This window comes from Luteolibacter algae (assembly GCF_042683045.1).
GTDB classification, from domain to species: Bacteria; Verrucomicrobiota; Verrucomicrobiia; order Verrucomicrobiales; family Akkermansiaceae; genus Luteolibacter; species Luteolibacter algae.
The window spans coordinates 1-17,448 of sequence record NZ_JBHUIT010000016.1; the positions used below are offsets into that span (position 1 = coordinate 1).

Sequence of the window (17,448 nt, forward strand, 5' to 3'; positions counted from 1 at the left end):
GTTTCAGTGGTTTTACCACAAGAACTCTAAAAAGGAGCTGTCCGATTTTCTGGGGTCAGGCCAAGGTGATTATGAAGACAATTCTACCCGATATTTGAATAGTAGAGCGATTATTCCGTCGTAGTGTTGGGTATGAGAATGACTGAGAAGATTGCCGTTATAACTTTGAGCTCGTTTCTTCTGAATTGCTGTGGACCCGCTCCACTGCCTGCGAGTTCAAGGGATGCCAGGAAGAAGCCGAAAGCTGATAATTCCAATCTCAGGTTGCCATCGCAATGGGGAAGCCGACCTGACAACCGAAAGAATTGGTGGCTTGGGAATGAGACAAGATATCCGAATTCAGGGTATTACTCTAGTGAGCAACGCTAGTTTTCTTTATTGTGCAGTAGTCACAGGCTCCGGCAGGGTTGCCATTGCTTCCTCGATACGAGGATTGATCTTGTGTTCGACAGTCTCTACTGCCACACGAATCGCGTTTCGAACGGCAAGGCCGGTTGATGAGCCATGGGCGATAATCACTACACCGTTTACTCCCAAAAGCGGGCTTCCGCCATACGTCTCGTAACTGCTTTTTGCTTTTAACGCCTTGAAGGCGCCTTGAGCGAGCAGGGCACCTGCCATACGAATTGGCGTTTCTTTAATTTCAGTTTTCAACCATTTAGAGACTGCCTTTGCTGTTGCTTCAACGCTTTTTAAGACAATGTTGCCAACGAATCCATCACAGAGAACGATATCCAGTTTCGTCTCAAACAAGTCGTGGCCTTCTACATTTCCCACGAAGTCGATTCCCGGAGTGGCTTTCAGAAGTTTGAATGTTTCCTTGGTGAAAGTGGTGCCCTTTTCGTCCTCTTCACCATTGGACATAAGGCCGACTTTGGGACTCTTTACACCAAGAACGTGTCTCGCGAATGCTGTTCCCATGATCGCGTAAGCCACCAGGTGCTCGGGCTTTGCTTCTGGATTTGCCCCGGCATCGAGAATGTTACAAATTCCATGCTCGTTGGGCAATGGAGAGGCGATGCCTGCTCGATCCACTCCCTTAAGGCAGCGCAGTTTCAGGGTTGCTGCTGCTACTGCGGCTCCGGTGTTTCCAGCCGAGACGAAGGCGTCAGCAGTGCCGTCCTTCACCATATCCATTGCCACGCAGATGGAGGAATTCCGCTTCCTCCGCACAGATTTCGCACCTGGTTCCGCCATCCCGATAACATCCGCAGCATGTGCGATACTCACACGAGGGTCATTCAGGTTCAGACCATGTTCCAACGCCTCTTTCCTAAGAATCGCCTCATCGCCAACTAGATACAGGTGGTTGAGTTTCGGGTAATTCTTGAGGGCCTCGATGGCTCCGATGATATTGATCTTCGGGGCGTGATCGCCTCCCATGGCATCCAGTGCAACCTTCATAAACTGATGGATAATTGTATGAGGAAATTATCGAGAAATTACGATACAAAAAACCCTCGCTAGAAAAGACCAGCGGGGGTTCTTGTATTCCTCTGAGGAAAACAGGATTATAGAGCCTCCACTTCGAGAACCTTACGGCCCCGATATGTGCCGCAAGATGGGCACGCAATGTGTGAAGGAATAGATGCGCCACAGTCGGAACATGTGCTGAAAATAGGTGCTTTCCAGCGATTTGCGCCACGGCGCATTTTTTGGCGGCTCTTGGATTGACGGCGTTTTGGTACTGCCATGGTCGTAAATAAGTTAAGTTTGATCGTTGAGACCCGTGAGGTCATTGAGGGCTGACCATTGGTCTGTGCCTTCGTTGCGGGGGGCAGGAGATAGACCATTTTCCACCGGCTTGTCTACTGCTAAATATCTTGAATCTATTTCACATGGCTCCGGGTTGTCACCTTCGTCACAGCGTGGGGCAGTCGGAAATTCCAGCAAAACCTCTTCCCGTAAGGCTTCTGTGACATCCACTTGACTCGAATTCTCGATTTCTACCGCGATCGTAGCCGAGTTGAGTTCGATTGTTTGAACAAAATTTTTTAAAGTTACAACGCATGTGAACGTAAAAGGGGCCGAAATTTTACCAGTTAGTAAAAGCTCGGACCCGAATCTTTGAATCCAGAGATTGTATTCCAACGGACCAGCCGGCTGGGCGTCTCCTTTGGGAAGATCGAAAATTGCACCATCCAGCTCTCCGGAAAAGGCCTTTCCTTCTTCCGGTAGACTGGGAAGATCGATAATTAATGATTGGTTCATAAAATAAAATTTAGGGCAGATTGCCTGGGAGGCAAAATTTTAGAATGGGCGCGTCTCTATTCTTACTCTGCGCGAGAGAGGCGTGTGAGACCACGTTGTAAAAGAATGCCATCGACGTTTGTAGAGATGGTTTCATCCAGATAGGCCGTGAAGTTCTCTTCCAAAAACTCGATGGAGTGCAGATTATCAGCATTCGGTTTATCAAAAGCCTCGATAAGTGTCTTCATGCTATCGATCTCGATGCCATTTACCTTTTTCACAATCAGATTGCGAAGAGACTCGTAACCGACCGTAGCCGGTGTGGGAATGGATCCACTTAAGAAAATGACGCGTTTGGTATTGTTCTCATATTTCTCGGGATTCTCATAGGCGTCCAAGAGATTGAGTGGAGCGCGGCTGGTCCAATCTTTACCAAAAGCTTCCAGAACAGGACGGGTTAGCTCCTGGAAGACCAATCCGCCTTTAACCAGGAAGTTGGGCGGACGATCGAATTGATAATCCGGAACGAGGTGATCCTGAGGTTCTTCCCGTGTCAAAATGGCACTGATTTCCATCGGTTGTCCTTCGCGCAGTATCGAGAGGTTGATCTCGTCTCCCGTGGATTTTTCGCCCCGAACTAAATGTCCCCAAAAGACAGGGCCGTATTGGGGATGCTGGTAGTAACCGCGCCGATCGATAGGGAAGCCTGCTGCCGCAAGTAGCACATCTCCTTTTTTGATACCCGCCAGATCCGCCGCTCCGCCAATCCGGACGTTACTTATATAAAGACCTCCTTGCTCCGCCGTTAATTTCAAAAAATCTCTAAAAGACGGATCTTCGGTGCGTGTGACCGAGATACCCAATGAGGGGAAGCCTGCATAAGTTTCTCCTTTGGCGCTTTCGAGAAAATGTGAGATGACATCAATCGACAGAACATCCGAGATTTGGTCATCGGAATCATAGCTTAACAGAATACCGGCAAGAGCGTTGTCTTTGAGCACCGGAAGAGAGAAACTGCTGGCGGCACTTTGCATTGAAGCTTTCACCAGGTAAGTGAGAAAACTCTGGTTCGGTAAAAAGCTGTTTAGAACTTCCACCGACTGGAGCGTGCCAAAGGTTAGCAGGGTCGTCCCGTTGTCCTCGACCTGGAAGATCTGCATCGAGTCTCCGATGGCTGGTTTGTCCGCAATCGGAAGCGGCCGGGTATTTGCGAAAAAATCTTCCCGTTGCTCATCCGATTTGACCGTCAGTAGGGCAAGGTTTGCCTCGTAGTCCACCGCGACGATTTTTGCCTCAGCGGTCCTTGAACCATCTGGTAGCTCAAGCTCAAGATAAGTGGCATCCGCTACCATTTCTCCTGTGGTGAGCACCTGGTTCGGGGCAACAATGGCGCCCAGAGACCGTATTTCCTGAGGCGGATTTTTCTCCCATGGCTGGGCGGCATTCCAGGATTGGCTCGTGGAATTTATCCGGACTACAGACTCGACAAGATCGACCGCAGGAGTGGTGACTTCCACCTCGACAGGCGCTTTTTCCGTATTTGTTTCCGGAGCTTGGGGTTTGCAAGAGGCAAGCAGCAAGCCCAAGGAAAGAGGAAGAAGGTATTTCATTTGATAAGGTTGAGGAGGGATTATTTGAGCTCCAGGACGTCCTGCATATCGTAAAGACCGGCGGGTTTATCAATGAGCCAAAGCGCAGCACGGACCGCGCCGGAGGCAAACGTCATGCGGGAGGACGCCTTGTGGGTGAGTTCCACACGTTCTCCGTCTGCCGCGAACATTACTGTATGATCCCCCACAACATCTCCACCGCGGAGAGTGTGCATCCCGATTTCCTTGGCTTTACGGGGACCGATGTTCCCAAAACGGCCATGCGCGACATCTTCTTTATAGGATGTTCCGGTTTCTTCATTGAGAATATCAAGAAGGCGGCGGGCCGTGCCGGAAGGGGCGTCGATTTTGTGACGATGGTGCATCTCTGTAACTTCGATATCAAAGGCATCTTGCTTCAAGATGCGGGCTGCGCGACTGGTAAGCCAGAAGAGGGTATTCACTCCTACTGAAAAATTGGGTGCGTGAACGATCGGGATGATTTTAGCAGCGGCGTGAATCGTCTGTAGCTCGGCTTCCGTATGACCTGTTGTGCCCATGACGACTGGCACTTTGTGCCTCAAAGCGGTTTCGATAAGGCTTGTGGAAAAAGTGTGAACCGTGAAATCGATGATGCATTTCGAGGCTTTCACAGCATCATCTAGGTTTTCGCCTGCATCGTGAGTGGCCCCGATGGTAGTTCCCGGATTGATTTCAGTGGCCTCAATGACTGCCTGGCCCATCCGACCTGATTTACCTGTGATAAGAATTGGAAGCATATGCGCGGGATGATGCAGTTGCTTCGCGGAAATGGAAATGGGAAATTTTTGCGAAAACTGAAATGTAAGATGGTTTCCGGGCGGTCCGTATTGTTCTGGTGAGACTGATTTTCGTAGCGATTTTCTGTGCAGCTTGTTCGTTGCATGGAGAGGTGGCCTCTCCGCTGTTCGAGCGTGTGCGCGAAGTGCTGGAGGTGAGCTGCGTGGAGTGTCATACCGAGGACAAGGCAAAGGGAGGTCTGGTCATGGCCACTGCTGAAGCCTTCCTGGCTGGCGGAGATTCCGGTAGGGCCCTAATTCCGGGAGATGCAAATGCGTCATCGATATATAGCCGGGTGATTCTTCCGGCCGATGATTACGACCGGATGCCTCCCAAAAAACATGCCGGGCCTCTCGCTTCGGAGGAAATTACGGTGTTGAAGGATTGGATAGAAGCCGGTGCCGAATGGCCGGAAGGTGAGAAGCTACAGGCGCGGGCAAGGACCGCGCTTTCCAGATGGGATGCTCCGGCGGATCCTGATATTGTTTCCATCGAGGTTTTTCCTAAAGAAATTCACCTTCAAAGCGCTGCGGATTTTCACCGCGTGGTCATCGTGGCGAAGATGAATGATGCCTCCACTCATGATATTACCCGGCAATCCAAGCTCTCCCTGGCGGATCAAGGTATCGCCGAATTAGATGGAAGCCGTTTGTCACCGATTGAAGATGGGGCAACAAAGCTCCAGGTGGAATACCGCGGACTGCATTCTGAGGTGCCCGTTTCGGTAAAAGATGCAAAGCGGGAGCGACCGATCTCATTCCAGCTGGATGTTATGCCCGTCCTGACAGCTGCAGGATGCAGCGCAGGCTCATGTCATGGGTCTGCCCGGGGGCAGGATGGATTTCATCTTTCACTATATGGATTTGATCCCAAGGGCGATTACTTCCGACTAACCCAGGAAATGGTCGGCCGCAGAGTCAACCTGGCATTACCCGAGGAATCACTCCTTGTTACAAAAGCGATCGGTGGGGTTCCCCACACCGGCGGAAAACTCTTTGAGGCGGATAGTCCCTTCTACGAGACCCTGGTCGAGTGGATTCGGGCGGGAGCGAAATATGATGACGGGGAAATTCCACAGCCGACCGGAATCGAAGTCCGTCCGGAGCAAGTGGTGCTCGCCGGGCAGGATATCAATATCCCCTTCACAGTGCGTGCCATGTATTCAGATGGGACAGATCGGGATGTGACAGCGCTCACGACTTTTTCCAGCTCCAATGATAATTCTGTCAAAATTGATAGCGGCACGGGCATGGCGACTTCCGCGGCGCGTGGAGAGGCATTTCTGTTGGGGCGTTTCCATACATTTACCGAAGGCGCACAGGCCATCGTGGTTCCGGCGGATTCCACCTACGTGCGCCCAAAGACCGAAGAACTCAACTATATTGATACCCTTGTCGCCGAAAAGCTAAACAAACTGCGCATAGTTCCGTCCGGGTTGGCTAGCGACGAAGTATTTCTCCGCCGTGCTTATCTGGATATCGTTGGGTTGCCGCCCACGCTTGAAGAACGCGAAGGTTTTGTAAATGACAGGCGCGCGGATAAGCGGAAATTACTCGTGGACCAGCTTCTGGAGCGCGAGGAATTCACGGAAATGTGGGTGATGAAATGGGCGGAGCTGATGCAGATCCGGACAATTCGCAACGGAGCGAACACGGTTTCCTACAAGGCGGCTCTCAATTATTATCAATGGCTCAGGGCACGAATTGCCTCAAATACACCATTCAATGAACTTGTGCGCGATTTGCTTTCCGCGGAAGGCGGGACCTTCGGGAATCCCGCTACGAATTTTTTCCAAATGGAGAACGATGTGCTGAAGCTGACCGAAAATGTGGCCCAGGTCTTCATGGGGACGCGAATCCAATGCGCACAATGCCACAATCATCCTTTCGACCGCTGGACGATGGATGATTACTACAGCTTTGCCGCATTTTTTACCCAGGTGAAACGGAAGCCCGCCGAAGATCCCCGGGAACGGATTATTTTTGATGCCACGGGTGAGATCAAACATCCGGTAACAAAGCAAAACATGGTTCCGAAATTCCTAGGAGGCCCTCGGCCGGAAATCAAAAATCAATCGCGCCGTGAGGTTCTCGCCTCATGGTTGGCCTCGCCGGAAAACCCATGGTTTGCGAAGAATGTCGTAAACATCATATGGGATCACTATATGGGCGTTGGGATTGTTGATCCCGTCGATGATGTCCGGGTTTCCAATCCTCCTTCGAATCCAGAGCTTTTGAATGCGCTGGCGGAAAAATTTGTCGGGTATGACTACGATTTCAAAAAGATCGTGCGCGATATATGCACCTCACGCACCTATCAGCTTTCAACCGCGACAAATGAAACCAACCAATCCGATGAACGGAACTTCTCGAAAGCGATGATCCGTAGGGTCCGTGCGGAAGTGTTGCTGGACACCATTTCCAAGGTCACAAACACCTCGGAAAAATACAAAGGTCTGCCAAAGGGAGCTCGTGCGGTTCAAATCGCCGACGGTAATACGAGTAACTATTTTCTTACGACTTTTGGACGGGCAACTCGTGCAACGGTTTGCTCGTGCGAGGTGAAGATGGAGCCGAATCTTTCCCAGGCGCTTCATCTCATTAATGGCGAGACAGTCCACCAACGTATTGCGCAAGGCAAAATTGTTGAGGAAATGCTGCGCGATAAAAAATCACCTTCTGAAATAATCACCCACCTTTATCTCCGTGCTTTGAGCCGTGCTCCGACAGAAGACGAACTGCGGCGATTGGGCTCCGCAGTGGATGCGGAACAGAATCCGAAGGAGAAGCAGAAGGTGCTAGAGGATATTTTCTGGGCTTTGTTGAACTCGAAAGAATTTATCTTCAATCATTGATTGAAATCAGAATTCCTACTTGTGCCCATCTCACCTCATTACCATTTTTTTATATATGAAAAACCTAAAAACACTTGGCTTGTGCCTTCTGCCCGCGCTTTCAGCCCCATTCGTTCAAGCTGAAGAAAGCTCATGGATCCCTCTTTTCAATGGCAAAGATCTGAATGGTTGGACGGCGAAGTTCGCCAAGCATCCGCTGGGGGAAAATATCTTCAATACCTTTCGGGTGGAAGACGGGATCATCAAGGTTTCCTACGATAGTTATGAGAGATTCGATAATCAGTATGGTCACCTCTATACCAATGTCGCCTACTCGCATTACATCCTGCGAATGGAGTATCGCTTCGAGGGGGAAATGATGCCGGATGCGAAGCACTATGTGAATCTCAACAGCGGCGTGATGATTCATTCCCAGTCCCCGCTCAGCATGTCATTGGAACAGACATTTCCTGTCAGTCTCGAGTATCAGTTCTTAGCGGATGAAGGAAAAGGACCTCGGCCTACCGGTAATGTATGCACTCCAGGCACCAATATCGAGATGGATGGAAAATTGATCACGGATCACATTGTCCAATCCAGTTCTCCCACATTTTCGGCCGATGAGTGGGTGAAGGTGGAGATCGAAGTCCATGGCGGCGATGAGGTGATTTACCGGGCAAATGGAAAGGAGGTCTTACGCTTTCAGAAGCCGCAGATGGATCCGGAAAATCGTGTGATTTCCTCGGAATCCTTGTTCAAAGCTGGTGCGCCGAAGCTCCTGACCTTCGGCCACATTGCCCTCCAGGCGGAAGGGCAGGGCGTGTGGTTCCGGAATATCGAGCTGAAATCCCTTGAGGAATAATTCTATCGCCTCTGGCACTTGGGGCACCAATAGGTTGCCCGCTGGCCCATTACAGCATGGGCGATCGGAGTCGAGCAGATGCGACACGGTTCTGCTTTTCTGTCGTAAACGAACAGCCGTTGCTTGAAGTAACCGGGCTTGCCTTCGGAATTCAAAAAATCCCGCAAGGTTGTGCCACCCTGGGATATTGATTCCGCGAGAACTTCCTTGATCGATTTTACGAGCTTTGCCGCCCTCGGTTTGCTGAGCTTGTTGGAAGGAAGTTTTGGCTGGATACCCGCGCGGAAGAGGCTCTCGGACGCATAGATGTTCCCTACGCCGACAACGGTTTTTGCATCCATGAGAGCGATTTTGATGGGGGTGCCTTTATTCTTCAGAGCACAATGAAGGTTTCCTCCTGTGAAGCTTTCCTCCAAGGGCTCCGGACCGAGGTTTTTCAAAAGCTGGTGTGTCTCAATTTCCGACTGTGCGATCTCAAGGATCAACCCGAAGCGCCGCGGATCATGGTATCGAAGTTGTAAGCCGTTGGCTAACGACACGGCAAAATGATCATGTTTTTTCCATTCCTCAGCCAGTGGAACCAACCGCAGTGAGCCAGACATGCCCAAATGAATGAGCATGCATCTGGACGATGCTGTCTCGAGAATCAAATATTTTGAACGTCGCCTTACGGACACAAAAACCTCTCCGCAAAGTTCCGGGAGATTTTCTGAAATCGGCCATCGAAGATCGTGGCGGCGGATGATGATTTCCCGAATCGTTTGCCCGATCAAATGCGGTGATATCCCGAGGCGGGTGGTTTCGACTTCCGGTAGCTCAGGCATGGGAAACCCTAGAGGACATCTGCACCTGCCGCAACCAAGATCCGGTCGGTCGCCCTCGGTCTTTGACTTTCTGGATAGGTGCATGAAGACTCCTGCATGAAACGATATTTCTCTGCCGCATTGGTTGCCGATGCCTTGTCGCTGGGTCCTCATTGGGTGTATAATCAGGAAAAACTGGGACGGATTTATCCGGAGGGGATTCATCAGTTCACCGATCCGCAGAGCAGCTATCATCCGAATCGTAGAGCGGGAGAGCTAACCCATTTTGGGGATCAAATGGTGCTGCTGGAGAAATCGATTCAGGATGCGGGCGGTTTTGATACGAAGGCGTGGAAGTCCGGTTGGCTCCAGGGAATGGCTGACTACGATGGCTACATTGATGGCGCGACTAAACAGACGCTAGCTGCGGAAGGGTTAAGTCCATCGGAATCGAACGATCTTTCCGGGGCGTCACGGCTCGCCCCGATTTTGGATCAGAGCATTTCACTGCAGGAGGCGATTGATGCGGCACGGGCACAGACCGGGCTGACCCATGGTGACTTGGGAGTGAGCGATGCCGCGGAATTTTTTGTGAGGGCAGTTTATCAACTCCGGGAAGGGGCAACCATTTACCAGTCGTTTCTCGCTGCCGCAGAGGAGGGAAGCTATGCCGAGCTGGATGTGGCTTCCCATTTGATGACCGTGCGCGAGGTTTTGAATGATGATTTTTTGAAAGTAAGCACGGATATCGGGCTGACCTGCCATCTGCCGGAAGCCTTTCCCCTGACTTTGTTTTTTGCATTGAGGGAGGGAGCCACCTTTGAAAGCTCCATCAGTGATAATGGAATGGCTGGAGGAGATACTTCAGCTCGTGCGATGCTGCTGGCCGTGCTTTTCGCCGCACGTGATGGCGATGTCGGTGCTGGATTTGTCGACGGTTTGAGGGGATTCGGTAACCGTGGAATCGTGGTGAAGCCAGGATCAAATCATGTGGATCTGGAAGGTTCTCGTGGAAACTTGTCCGGCGTTTTGGAAATGCCGGAGGAATCTCCAATTGCCTTCGCGCTCTTCGCGCATTGTTTCACCTGCGGGAAGGATTTTATGCCCGGAGCAAAAATTTCCCGTGGCTTGGCAAAGTGTGGTATAGCGACCTTGAGGATTGATTTTTCGGGAGTAGGCAAGTCCGGTGGTGATTTCCGTGACACTTCGTTTGTTACGAATCTGGATGATCTCAAAGTTGCCGGACAATGGTTGTCAGAGCATTTTGAAACTCCGAAATTACTGGTCGGGCATTCGCTCGGAGGTGCCGCGGTTCTGGCTGCTGCAGGAGAGTTTTCCTCTGTGAAAGCGGTTGCGACGATTGGTGCGCCATTTGACCCGACGCATATTCGAAACCTTCTTGGCGATGCGGTGGCGGAGATAGAGACCAGCGGCTCCAGTGAGGTGGTTTTGGCCGGGCGAAAGTTCACGATCGGAAAGCGTTTCATTCGCGATCTCCATGATCATAATCAAGAGGATGTGCTGAATAAACTGCGTGATACCGAGGTGCTGATCATGCACGCGCCGTCTGATGATACCGTTGCGTTGGAAAATGCTGGAAAAATCTATTCCGCTCTCAAGCATCCTAAATCGTTCGTGTCCCTTTCGGGGGCGGACCATTTGTTGACGAATCCCGGCGATGCTGAATACGTGGCAGGCTTGATCAGCCATTGGGCACAACGCGCGATGAGGTGATCCGATTGGTGGCTTGTGAGTGGATGTGAAATGGTTAATCTCCGTGGCAGATGATTACTCAGGCATTTATTTTGGGAGCAGGACTGGGCACGAGGTTGCGCCCACTTACCACCGTGTGGCCTAAGCCGCTGGTTCCGCTTTTTCACAAGCCGCTGGCACTCTGGGCGCTAGAGGCCTGCGAAGGGATCGGCTGTGAGAGATTTGCCATCAATACCCATCATCTTCCGGAAAAATGGCAGGGTTTTGGAGAGGGGCGGGACATCTCCTTTTTCCACGAGACTGTTTTGCTGGAAACGGGTGGTGGATTGAAAAATATCGAGAGGTGGATGGAGGATGGCTCGCTTCTAATCCACAACGGAGACATTTTCTCGACAATGGATTTGGGGAAACTTGCTGAAGCTCATGAGGCAAGCGGCAATGAAGTGACACTCGCGCTTCGCTCTTCCGGAGGTGAAAAAAGAATCTCCCTCGGAGGGAAAGGTAAAGTGGAGGACGTCCGCAGCGAGGTCCGGGGCCTTCCGGGAACACATGCTTTCACAGGAATTTACTGTGTGAAAAAGGAATTCCTGGCCAGGATCCCTTCGGGCGAAGCCGTATCTGTGATTCCCGCATTTCAAGATCTAGTCCGTGAAGGAAAACTGGGTGGGATAGTTCTCGATCAAGGTGAGTGGATGGATCTGGGCGATGTGGGCAGCTATTTGGAGGCGCATCAAAAGCTTGCCCTGCAAAAGCCGATACATGCTGAAGCGGTGCTCGGATCCGGTTGTGTGATTGACCGCAGTGTGATTGGCAAAGGTGCCCGCCTCGGTAGGGGCGCCCGCATTGTCAGAAGCGTTGTCTGGCCTGGCGCGGTAGTTGCCGAGGGGGCGAATATCGTAGAGGAGGTGGTGCTCTGATCAGCTTACAATGTGGCGATCAGGCGGACGAATTGGCGTCCGTATTCCACATATGAATCGTAGCATTGCTGCCAATCCACCGAGTCTGGATCCGGAGCATGGAAGACGGTCGCCACGTGCGGCTCGATGGCAATCCAGCCATCGTAATTGTTTTTATAGGCATCTGTGAGGATTTCCTTGAGCTTCGCCTGACCAATGCCGGGCATTGTGTATTCCGGTTCCACATCCTCGGAGACAGGATTCATGCAGTCCTTGATATGAATGTGTGTAACGTGTTCGCGGATCTTTTGCCAAAACTCGAAGGGATCCTGCCAAGGGAAGCTGCCATCAGCATTTTGCTTGGAACGATCCAGCTGAAATACTGGGTTTCCAGTATCGAAGATGAGCTTCATGTCCGGCACTTGCTCGATGAGGCGTAGCGTGTGCTCTGCGGAAAAACCGCCCCAGTTCATGCAGTTCTCGTGGGCCACGGTGATTCCTTCATCTGTGAAACGCTTGGTGATTTCCCGCATGCGGCGGAAGCGCTCTTGCTCCTGTTGATCCTCGCCCCACGGCTCTTGCGCGTAAGACATGACCCGGATGATCTTTGTGCCCAGGCGGTTCATTCGCGGAATCGCGCGGCTGATTTCGCCGACGGTTATGGCAAAGTCTGAATCAATTTTTTTCGCCCAGTTTCCAATGGCGGAGCCAAATTCCGGGACGTGGATCCCGGCTGCATCAAGTTTGTCGGCAGCAGCCTGGAATTCCGCCTCTGGCATATCGTGGATGTTGTTGGAGCCAATCATCCGGCAGGAGATGGCAGACCAGCCAAGAGCTTTCGTGGCCTCGATTTGCTTGTCGAGATCGCGGGAAGCTTCATCGGCAAAGCCGGTCAGTTTTTGTGTGGAGAGCATGCGGGGAGAGTAGGCTGGAAGTTCGACTTTTTGAAATTCAAAGTTTGCGAGCTGCCCGAAGAGTTACCGCTCCTTTGGAAACTCCGCAGTATAGCTGCTTGCAAAGGCTCGTGGCTTGCGTCCAATCTTTGGCAACATCATGTCAGCCGCAAAGACCGCTATCACACCCACCCGCCAGCAGGATTTTCCCGAATGGTATCAGCAAGTTATCAAGGCCGCCGATCTCGCCGAAAATTCGGAGACACGCGGTTGTATGGTGATCAAACCCTGGGGCTATGGTATTTGGGAGCTTATTCAGCAGCAGTTGGATCGGCGCTTCAAGGCCACTGGCCACCAAAACGCCTATTTTCCACTGTTGATTCCGCTATCATATCTGGAAAAGGAGGCCGAGCACGCAGAGGGCTTCGCCACGGAATGCGCAGTAGTGACCCACCATCGTTTGGAGGCCGTGAAGGACGAGGAGACGGGGAAGACAAAGATGATTCCCACCGGCGAACTGGCCGAGCCGTATGTGATCCGCCCGACTTCAGAGACAATCATTGGTGCTGCGTTCGCGCGTTGGGTGCAGTCGTATCGGGATCTCCCATTGCTTATCAACCAGTGGGCGAATGTGATGCGGTGGGAAATGCGTCCGCGCCTTTTTCTCCGCACTGCCGAGTTTTTGTGGCAGGAGGGCCATACCGCTCATGAGACCAAGGATGAGGCGATTGCGGAAACACGGATGATTCACCGGCTCTATGAAGAGTTTTTGCGCGACCATCTGGCAATCCCCATAGTTCCCGGTGAGAAAACGGAAAATGAGCGTTTTCCGGGTGCAGACATGACATTGACCGTCGAGGCAATGGTGCAGGATTGTAAAGCCATTCAGGCGGGAACCTCCCATTACCTGGGACAGAACTTCTCCAAGGCCCAGAACATTTCGTTCGCTGGCCGTGATGGTGCGCAATCGTTTGCAGAAACCACCTCATGGGGTGTTTCCACTCGCCTGATCGGCACGTTGATCATGGCTCATTCCGATGACGATGGCCTGGTCCTGCCTCCACGGGTGGCGACACAACAGGTTATCATCATTCCCGTTACGCCAAAGGAGGATACAAAGGAGGCCGTGCTGGCTGCATGTCACGCATTGGCTGACACCCTTTGCGGGACCAAATCCTATCATGGTGATCCGATCCGCGCCCACGTTGACTCCCGCGATCTTCAGGGAGGTCAGAAGAAATGGGAGTGGGTTAAAAAAGGTGCTCCGATCCGAATCGAGATCGGCCCCCGGGACATTGAGTCACGGAAGGTTTGCTTGCAGAGACGGGATCAGCAGCCCACCGAAAAGGCCTTCATGGATAAGGAAGAGTTTATTCAAAGTGTCCCGGATATTTTACAGCAAATCCACGATAACCTCCTCTCCCGTGCTCTTGAATTCAGGAATGCGAATATTTTTGCCTGCAACGATATGGGGGAGTTTGACAAGCATTGGGAAAAAGAGAATCCCGGTTGGCTAGCCACCCCGTGGTCGGGCACGGCTGCGGAAGAAGATGTCCTTTCAAAGCAGCATAAGATTACCATTCGCTGCCTTCCCATTGAAGATGCGGGCCTACCCGAAGAGCTACTCGCAGCAGTAGGTCAGGACTGCATCCTTACCGGTAAGGCAAGAAACTCCGTAGCCCTTTGGGGACGGAGTTACTAGAAAGTCCAGCAGCCAGAGTGAAGCAGATTCACCAATCGGAGTGGATCTGCGGAACGTGGTTTGAAGTCTCAGAAAGAGAGCAGACCATGTAAAGCGATCCCACTGGAGGAAAAATATCCGGGAAGGGTGTGCTGTAGGTGCCGTTCCCAGGGCAGTTCTTCGTGCCTTGGGTATTATCGTAGGTGTCCTGTTCGATATAGCCCTTTTCGAGAAGGTGTTTTGCGATGTTTTGCGTGCCATTGGAGGCAAGCGGATGGCCGCCGGCATCGAAGCCATAGAGGTTCTGGTATGAACGTGTCGCGACTTGGACGCTGCGTAATTTCAAAATACATGTGGCACGGTCTGTGCCATTCTTCCAGCCTCTCGCACCAATGAACAGGATAGCAACGAGAGACATAAGAACTAGGATGACGACAGTAAGCTCGATCAAGGTAAGACCGCGTGCACACTTCGTCCGGGGGGAGGACTGAATTTTCATGTTGTAAGGGGGATGGGGTGGGAACACACCCACCATACTAATATCCCCCTTATTAGCAATTACGTAATTACGTAGTGAACCATACTCTAAGTATTTTTAATGATTCACTGTAATGACCTTGGTCTTTGCAAACTGATCTCCCAGTCGGCGCATACCGTTCGGTTTGTCTTTGTTAATGACTAGAATGATGAGCTCAATGAGTGGGAAAAACGGAATTATCATCGGGATATTCCGAATGATTCCAGGAGTCCAATCCCCGGAAAGGCTTTTACCACCTTCATTCACAGCTTGAAGGTTCACAACTTTCTTTCCGAGGCTCTGACCCTCGAGAAACGGCAATGAATCGCGGGTCAGAAGGTATCCGACAGCTGCCGGGTAGCCCAGACGGCCGTTAATCATCCCTGCCGCCCAACTGATGCCAATGGCGACAAGCATATCAATAAAAGCAGCCAAAATGCGTTTATCGAGGGGTGCCTCTGTTCCTTCAGGCAATACAGGAGGTGTGGAGGCAGGTGATTCCACTGTCTTTTCAATAGTTTCCGGAGTGCTTTGATTGTTTTCTTCCATACCTGCATCTTCTAATGAAATTTCCGGGGTTGGTCTAGAGGCTTTGAGTTAAAAATCGGCCACTCTCTCGACAAATGGTGGAATCGGGTTATTTGTCTAAAATATGAAATGGCTTGGTAATGGGGCAATGGCTGTAGGCTTGGGCTGCCTGAATGCGCAAACAACACCTGCTTCGCCCACTGTGAATGTGGAAGATGTGCGGAAGATGTTAAACGATGATAATGGGGATCTTGCCCGATTGGCGCGTGGGCTGATTGGAGAAGGAGATACCAACCGCTTATTCTATTTTCCTACACATGACGTTCCCGCCACTCCTACGAAATGGGGATTCAGCTATGATGATGTCATGTTCAGGTCCTCGGACGGGACCAAACTGAATGGCTGGTTCATGCCGGCACGTGGCAATACGGCCAAGGGCACGATCGTCTTTTCACATGGAAATGCTGGATCGATAGGGCACCATCTGGGCTTTGTCATGTGGCTGGTGGAAGCCGGATATCATGTATTTCTGTATGACTATCGCGGTTTTGGCAAATCCGAGGGTGTCGTAAACCGCGAGGGGATGGTAGAGGACGTTAAAGCCGCTTTCGATTATGTGGCAGGCAGGGCCGATGTGGACGCGGATCATTTGATTTCCTACGGACACAGCCTTGGCGGGGCAAAATCGGTGACAGCCATTGCCGAGCAAAAGCCCAGGGGATTGCGTGGAATGGTCATCGACGGAGCTTTTGCGTCATACCGTGCAATGGCGGTGATTGTAGGGGGGCAGTTTGGAGCCAGTCTCATCACAGACGAGCTTTCACCCCGGGACTTTATTTCAAAAATCAATAATACGCCACTTCTTGTAATCCACGGTGATCGCGATGAAGTGGTGCCGCTCTCCCAGGGAAAGACTCTCTTCAATCTGGCAAATGAGCCAAAGACGCTCTTCGAAGTGAAAGGCGGAAGCCACGGAAATTCTTTGGCGCTCGATTCCGGTGCATACAGGAAACGAATGCTCGAATGGCTGGAGGGTATCAGGTGACGAGTCCGGGCCGAAACGAATTTGACTCCCGGATCGGCCTCAAAACCAAATGATCAGACTTCCGGAGAGTCCTGATTCCATTCCCCGAATTTCCGGAATTTCTCGTAACGCTCGTCGAGGAGTTGTCTGGTATCGAGCGAGCAAAGATGATCAAGATGTTTCGTGATGTGCTCGCGGAATGCGTTGGCGCTCGCGGCGTGATCATGATGGGCGCCACCGATTGGCTCAGGAATAACATCGTCGATCAATTTCAGTTCCATCAAATCTGGAGCGACAAGCTTCATGGCCTCGGCGGCTTCCGGAGCATGTTTGCGGTGCTTCCAGAGAATGGCGGCGCAGCCTTCCGGTGAGATGACGGAATAATAAGCATTTTCCATCATTACCACGCGATCTGCCACTCCGATTCCCAATGCACCGCCGGAGCCGCCCTCTCCTAGGACCACGGCAATGATGGGAGTTTTCAGAAGCATCATTTCCCGCAAGTTGAAAGCGATCGCCTCCGCGATGTTGCGCTCTTCCGCTCCAATGCCGGGAAATGCTCCGGGAGTGTCGATGAGTGCGATCACCGGCATGGAAAATTTTTCCGCGATCTTCATCAGCCTGAGAGATTTGCGGTAACCTTCAGGGTGAGCGGAGCCGAAGTTACGCTTGAGGTTTTCCTTTGTGTCGCGCCCTTTCTGATGGCCGAGAACGACGCATTTATGCCCCCCGATCATGGCGAAGCCACCTGGCATCGACGCATCGTCACCAATATGTCTGTCTCCATGTAGCTCTGTAAAATCCGTGAACGCCAGCGATACATAATCGAGCATGAACGGGCGCTGGGTGTGACGGGCGATCTGGACCCGCTGCCAGGGCGTGAGATTTTCGTAAATTGCTGTCCGGGTCTCCGCAAGTTTGCGCTCCATGGTTGCAATCTCCGCGGATAGATCGAGGTTTTGCGCAGCGGCTTTGGCACGTAGCTTGTCGATTTCCTTTTCAAGCTCTGCAGCGGGTTTTTCAAATTCGAGGAGTTGCATGGTCGTAAAGTGTTTTGCCGCAGTTGGTTGCGGAAGGTGTGTTTGAGGAGAATATTGGTT

At 51.7% G+C, this 17,448-nt stretch carries 16 protein-coding genes; 6 read left to right on the forward strand and 10 right to left on the reverse strand.

From position 1 onward, the window contains the following. Positions 1 to 375: 375 nt before the first annotated feature. From plsX to dapB, 5 genes are all read right to left on the reverse strand, one after another. A complete protein-coding gene (gene plsX, locus ACFSSA_RS08835; RefSeq protein ID WP_386820073.1) occupies positions 376 to 1,404 on the reverse strand; it encodes a phosphate acyltransferase PlsX in 1,029 nt (342 codons plus the stop codon). 107 nt (positions 1,405 to 1,511) lie between these two features. Then, the gene (gene rpmF / locus ACFSSA_RS08840) at positions 1,512 to 1,793 is read right to left on the reverse strand and encodes a 50S ribosomal protein L32 (RefSeq protein ID WP_386820074.1); all 282 of its coding nucleotides are present in this window, start codon (positions 1,791 to 1,793) and stop codon (positions 1,512 to 1,514) included. Next, positions 1,708 to 2,211 carry a YceD family protein gene (locus ACFSSA_RS08845; protein ID WP_386820135.1) on the reverse strand — a complete coding sequence of 168 codons (504 nt, stop codon included), beginning with the start codon at positions 2,209 to 2,211 and terminating at the stop codon, positions 1,708 to 1,710. Before ACFSSA_RS08845 ends, rpmF begins: the two co-directional genes overlap by 86 nt. Positions 2,212 to 2,273: 62 nt before the next feature. After that, positions 2,274 to 3,800 (reverse strand): PDZ domain-containing protein, encoded by a 1,527-nt coding sequence (locus tag ACFSSA_RS08850; protein ID WP_386820075.1) that lies wholly within the window; start codon positions 3,798 to 3,800, stop codon positions 2,274 to 2,276. A 20-nt stretch (positions 3,801 to 3,820) separates the two neighbouring features. After that, the gene (dapB, locus tag ACFSSA_RS08855) at positions 3,821 to 4,558 is read right to left on the reverse strand and encodes a 4-hydroxy-tetrahydrodipicolinate reductase (protein WP_386820076.1); all 738 of its coding nucleotides are present in this window, start codon (positions 4,556 to 4,558) and stop codon (positions 3,821 to 3,823) included. Between the two features lie 98 nt (positions 4,559 to 4,656). On the opposite strand from dapB, the gene ACFSSA_RS08860 reads away from it, so the two are divergent. After that, a complete protein-coding gene (locus tag ACFSSA_RS08860; RefSeq protein ID WP_386820077.1) occupies positions 4,657 to 7,452 on the forward strand; it encodes a PSD1 and planctomycete cytochrome C domain-containing protein in 2,796 nt (931 codons plus the stop codon). Positions 7,453 to 7,507: 55 nt separating this feature from the next. Further along, on the forward strand, positions 7,508 to 8,293 hold the full coding sequence (locus ACFSSA_RS08865; protein ID WP_386820078.1) for a 3-keto-disaccharide hydrolase: 786 nt from the start codon (positions 7,508 to 7,510) through the stop codon (positions 8,291 to 8,293). 2 nt (positions 8,294 to 8,295) lie between these two features. Here ACFSSA_RS08865 and mutM read toward each other — a convergent pair whose 3' ends face one another. Further along, positions 8,296 to 9,117: a bifunctional DNA-formamidopyrimidine glycosylase/DNA-(apurinic or apyrimidinic site) lyase gene (gene mutM / locus ACFSSA_RS08870; RefSeq protein ID WP_386820079.1), complete on the reverse strand. Its 822-nt coding sequence runs from the start codon at positions 9,115 to 9,117 to the stop codon at positions 8,296 to 8,298. A 96-nt stretch (positions 9,118 to 9,213) separates the two neighbouring features. On the opposite strand from mutM, the gene ACFSSA_RS08875 reads away from it, so the two are divergent. Further along, complete coding sequence (locus tag ACFSSA_RS08875) at positions 9,214 to 10,830, forward strand: alpha/beta fold hydrolase (protein ID WP_386820080.1); 1,617 nt, start codon at positions 9,214 to 9,216, stop codon at positions 10,828 to 10,830. A gap of 50 nt (positions 10,831 to 10,880) precedes the next feature. Next, positions 10,881 to 11,726 (forward strand): sugar phosphate nucleotidyltransferase, encoded by an 846-nt coding sequence (locus ACFSSA_RS08880; RefSeq protein WP_386820081.1) that lies wholly within the window; start codon positions 10,881 to 10,883, stop codon positions 11,724 to 11,726. 5 nt (positions 11,727 to 11,731) lie between these two features. Here ACFSSA_RS08880 and ACFSSA_RS08885 read toward each other — a convergent pair whose 3' ends face one another. Next, on the reverse strand, positions 11,732 to 12,619 hold the full coding sequence (locus ACFSSA_RS08885; protein ID WP_386820082.1) for a sugar phosphate isomerase/epimerase family protein: 888 nt from the start codon (positions 12,617 to 12,619) through the stop codon (positions 11,732 to 11,734). Positions 12,620 to 12,758: 139 nt separating this feature from the next. Between ACFSSA_RS08885 and proS the strand changes: the two genes are divergently transcribed. Then, positions 12,759 to 14,300 (forward strand): proline--tRNA ligase, encoded by a 1,542-nt coding sequence (gene proS / locus ACFSSA_RS08890; RefSeq protein WP_386820083.1) that lies wholly within the window; start codon positions 12,759 to 12,761, stop codon positions 14,298 to 14,300. Positions 14,301 to 14,328: 28 nt separating this feature from the next. Here the strand turns inward: proS and ACFSSA_RS08895 are convergent, their stop codons facing one another. Then, entirely contained in the window at positions 14,329 to 14,778 is a 450-nt protein-coding gene (locus tag ACFSSA_RS08895) for a type II secretion system protein (protein ID WP_386820084.1), read from the reverse strand. A 96-nt stretch (positions 14,779 to 14,874) separates the two neighbouring features. Continuing rightward, complete coding sequence (locus ACFSSA_RS08900) at positions 14,875 to 15,345, reverse strand: RDD family protein (RefSeq protein ID WP_386820085.1); 471 nt, start codon at positions 15,343 to 15,345, stop codon at positions 14,875 to 14,877. Positions 15,346 to 15,448: 103 nt separating this feature from the next. On the opposite strand from ACFSSA_RS08900, the gene ACFSSA_RS08905 reads away from it, so the two are divergent. Further along, entirely contained in the window at positions 15,449 to 16,369 is a 921-nt protein-coding gene (locus ACFSSA_RS08905; protein ID WP_386820086.1) for an alpha/beta hydrolase, read from the forward strand. Positions 16,370 to 16,422: 53 nt separating this feature from the next. Here the strand turns inward: ACFSSA_RS08905 and ACFSSA_RS08910 are convergent, their stop codons facing one another. Next, positions 16,423 to 17,388: an acetyl-CoA carboxylase carboxyltransferase subunit alpha gene (locus tag ACFSSA_RS08910; RefSeq protein ID WP_386820087.1), complete on the reverse strand. Its 966-nt coding sequence runs from the start codon at positions 17,386 to 17,388 to the stop codon at positions 16,423 to 16,425. Between the last annotated feature and the right edge of the window lie 60 nt (positions 17,389 to 17,448).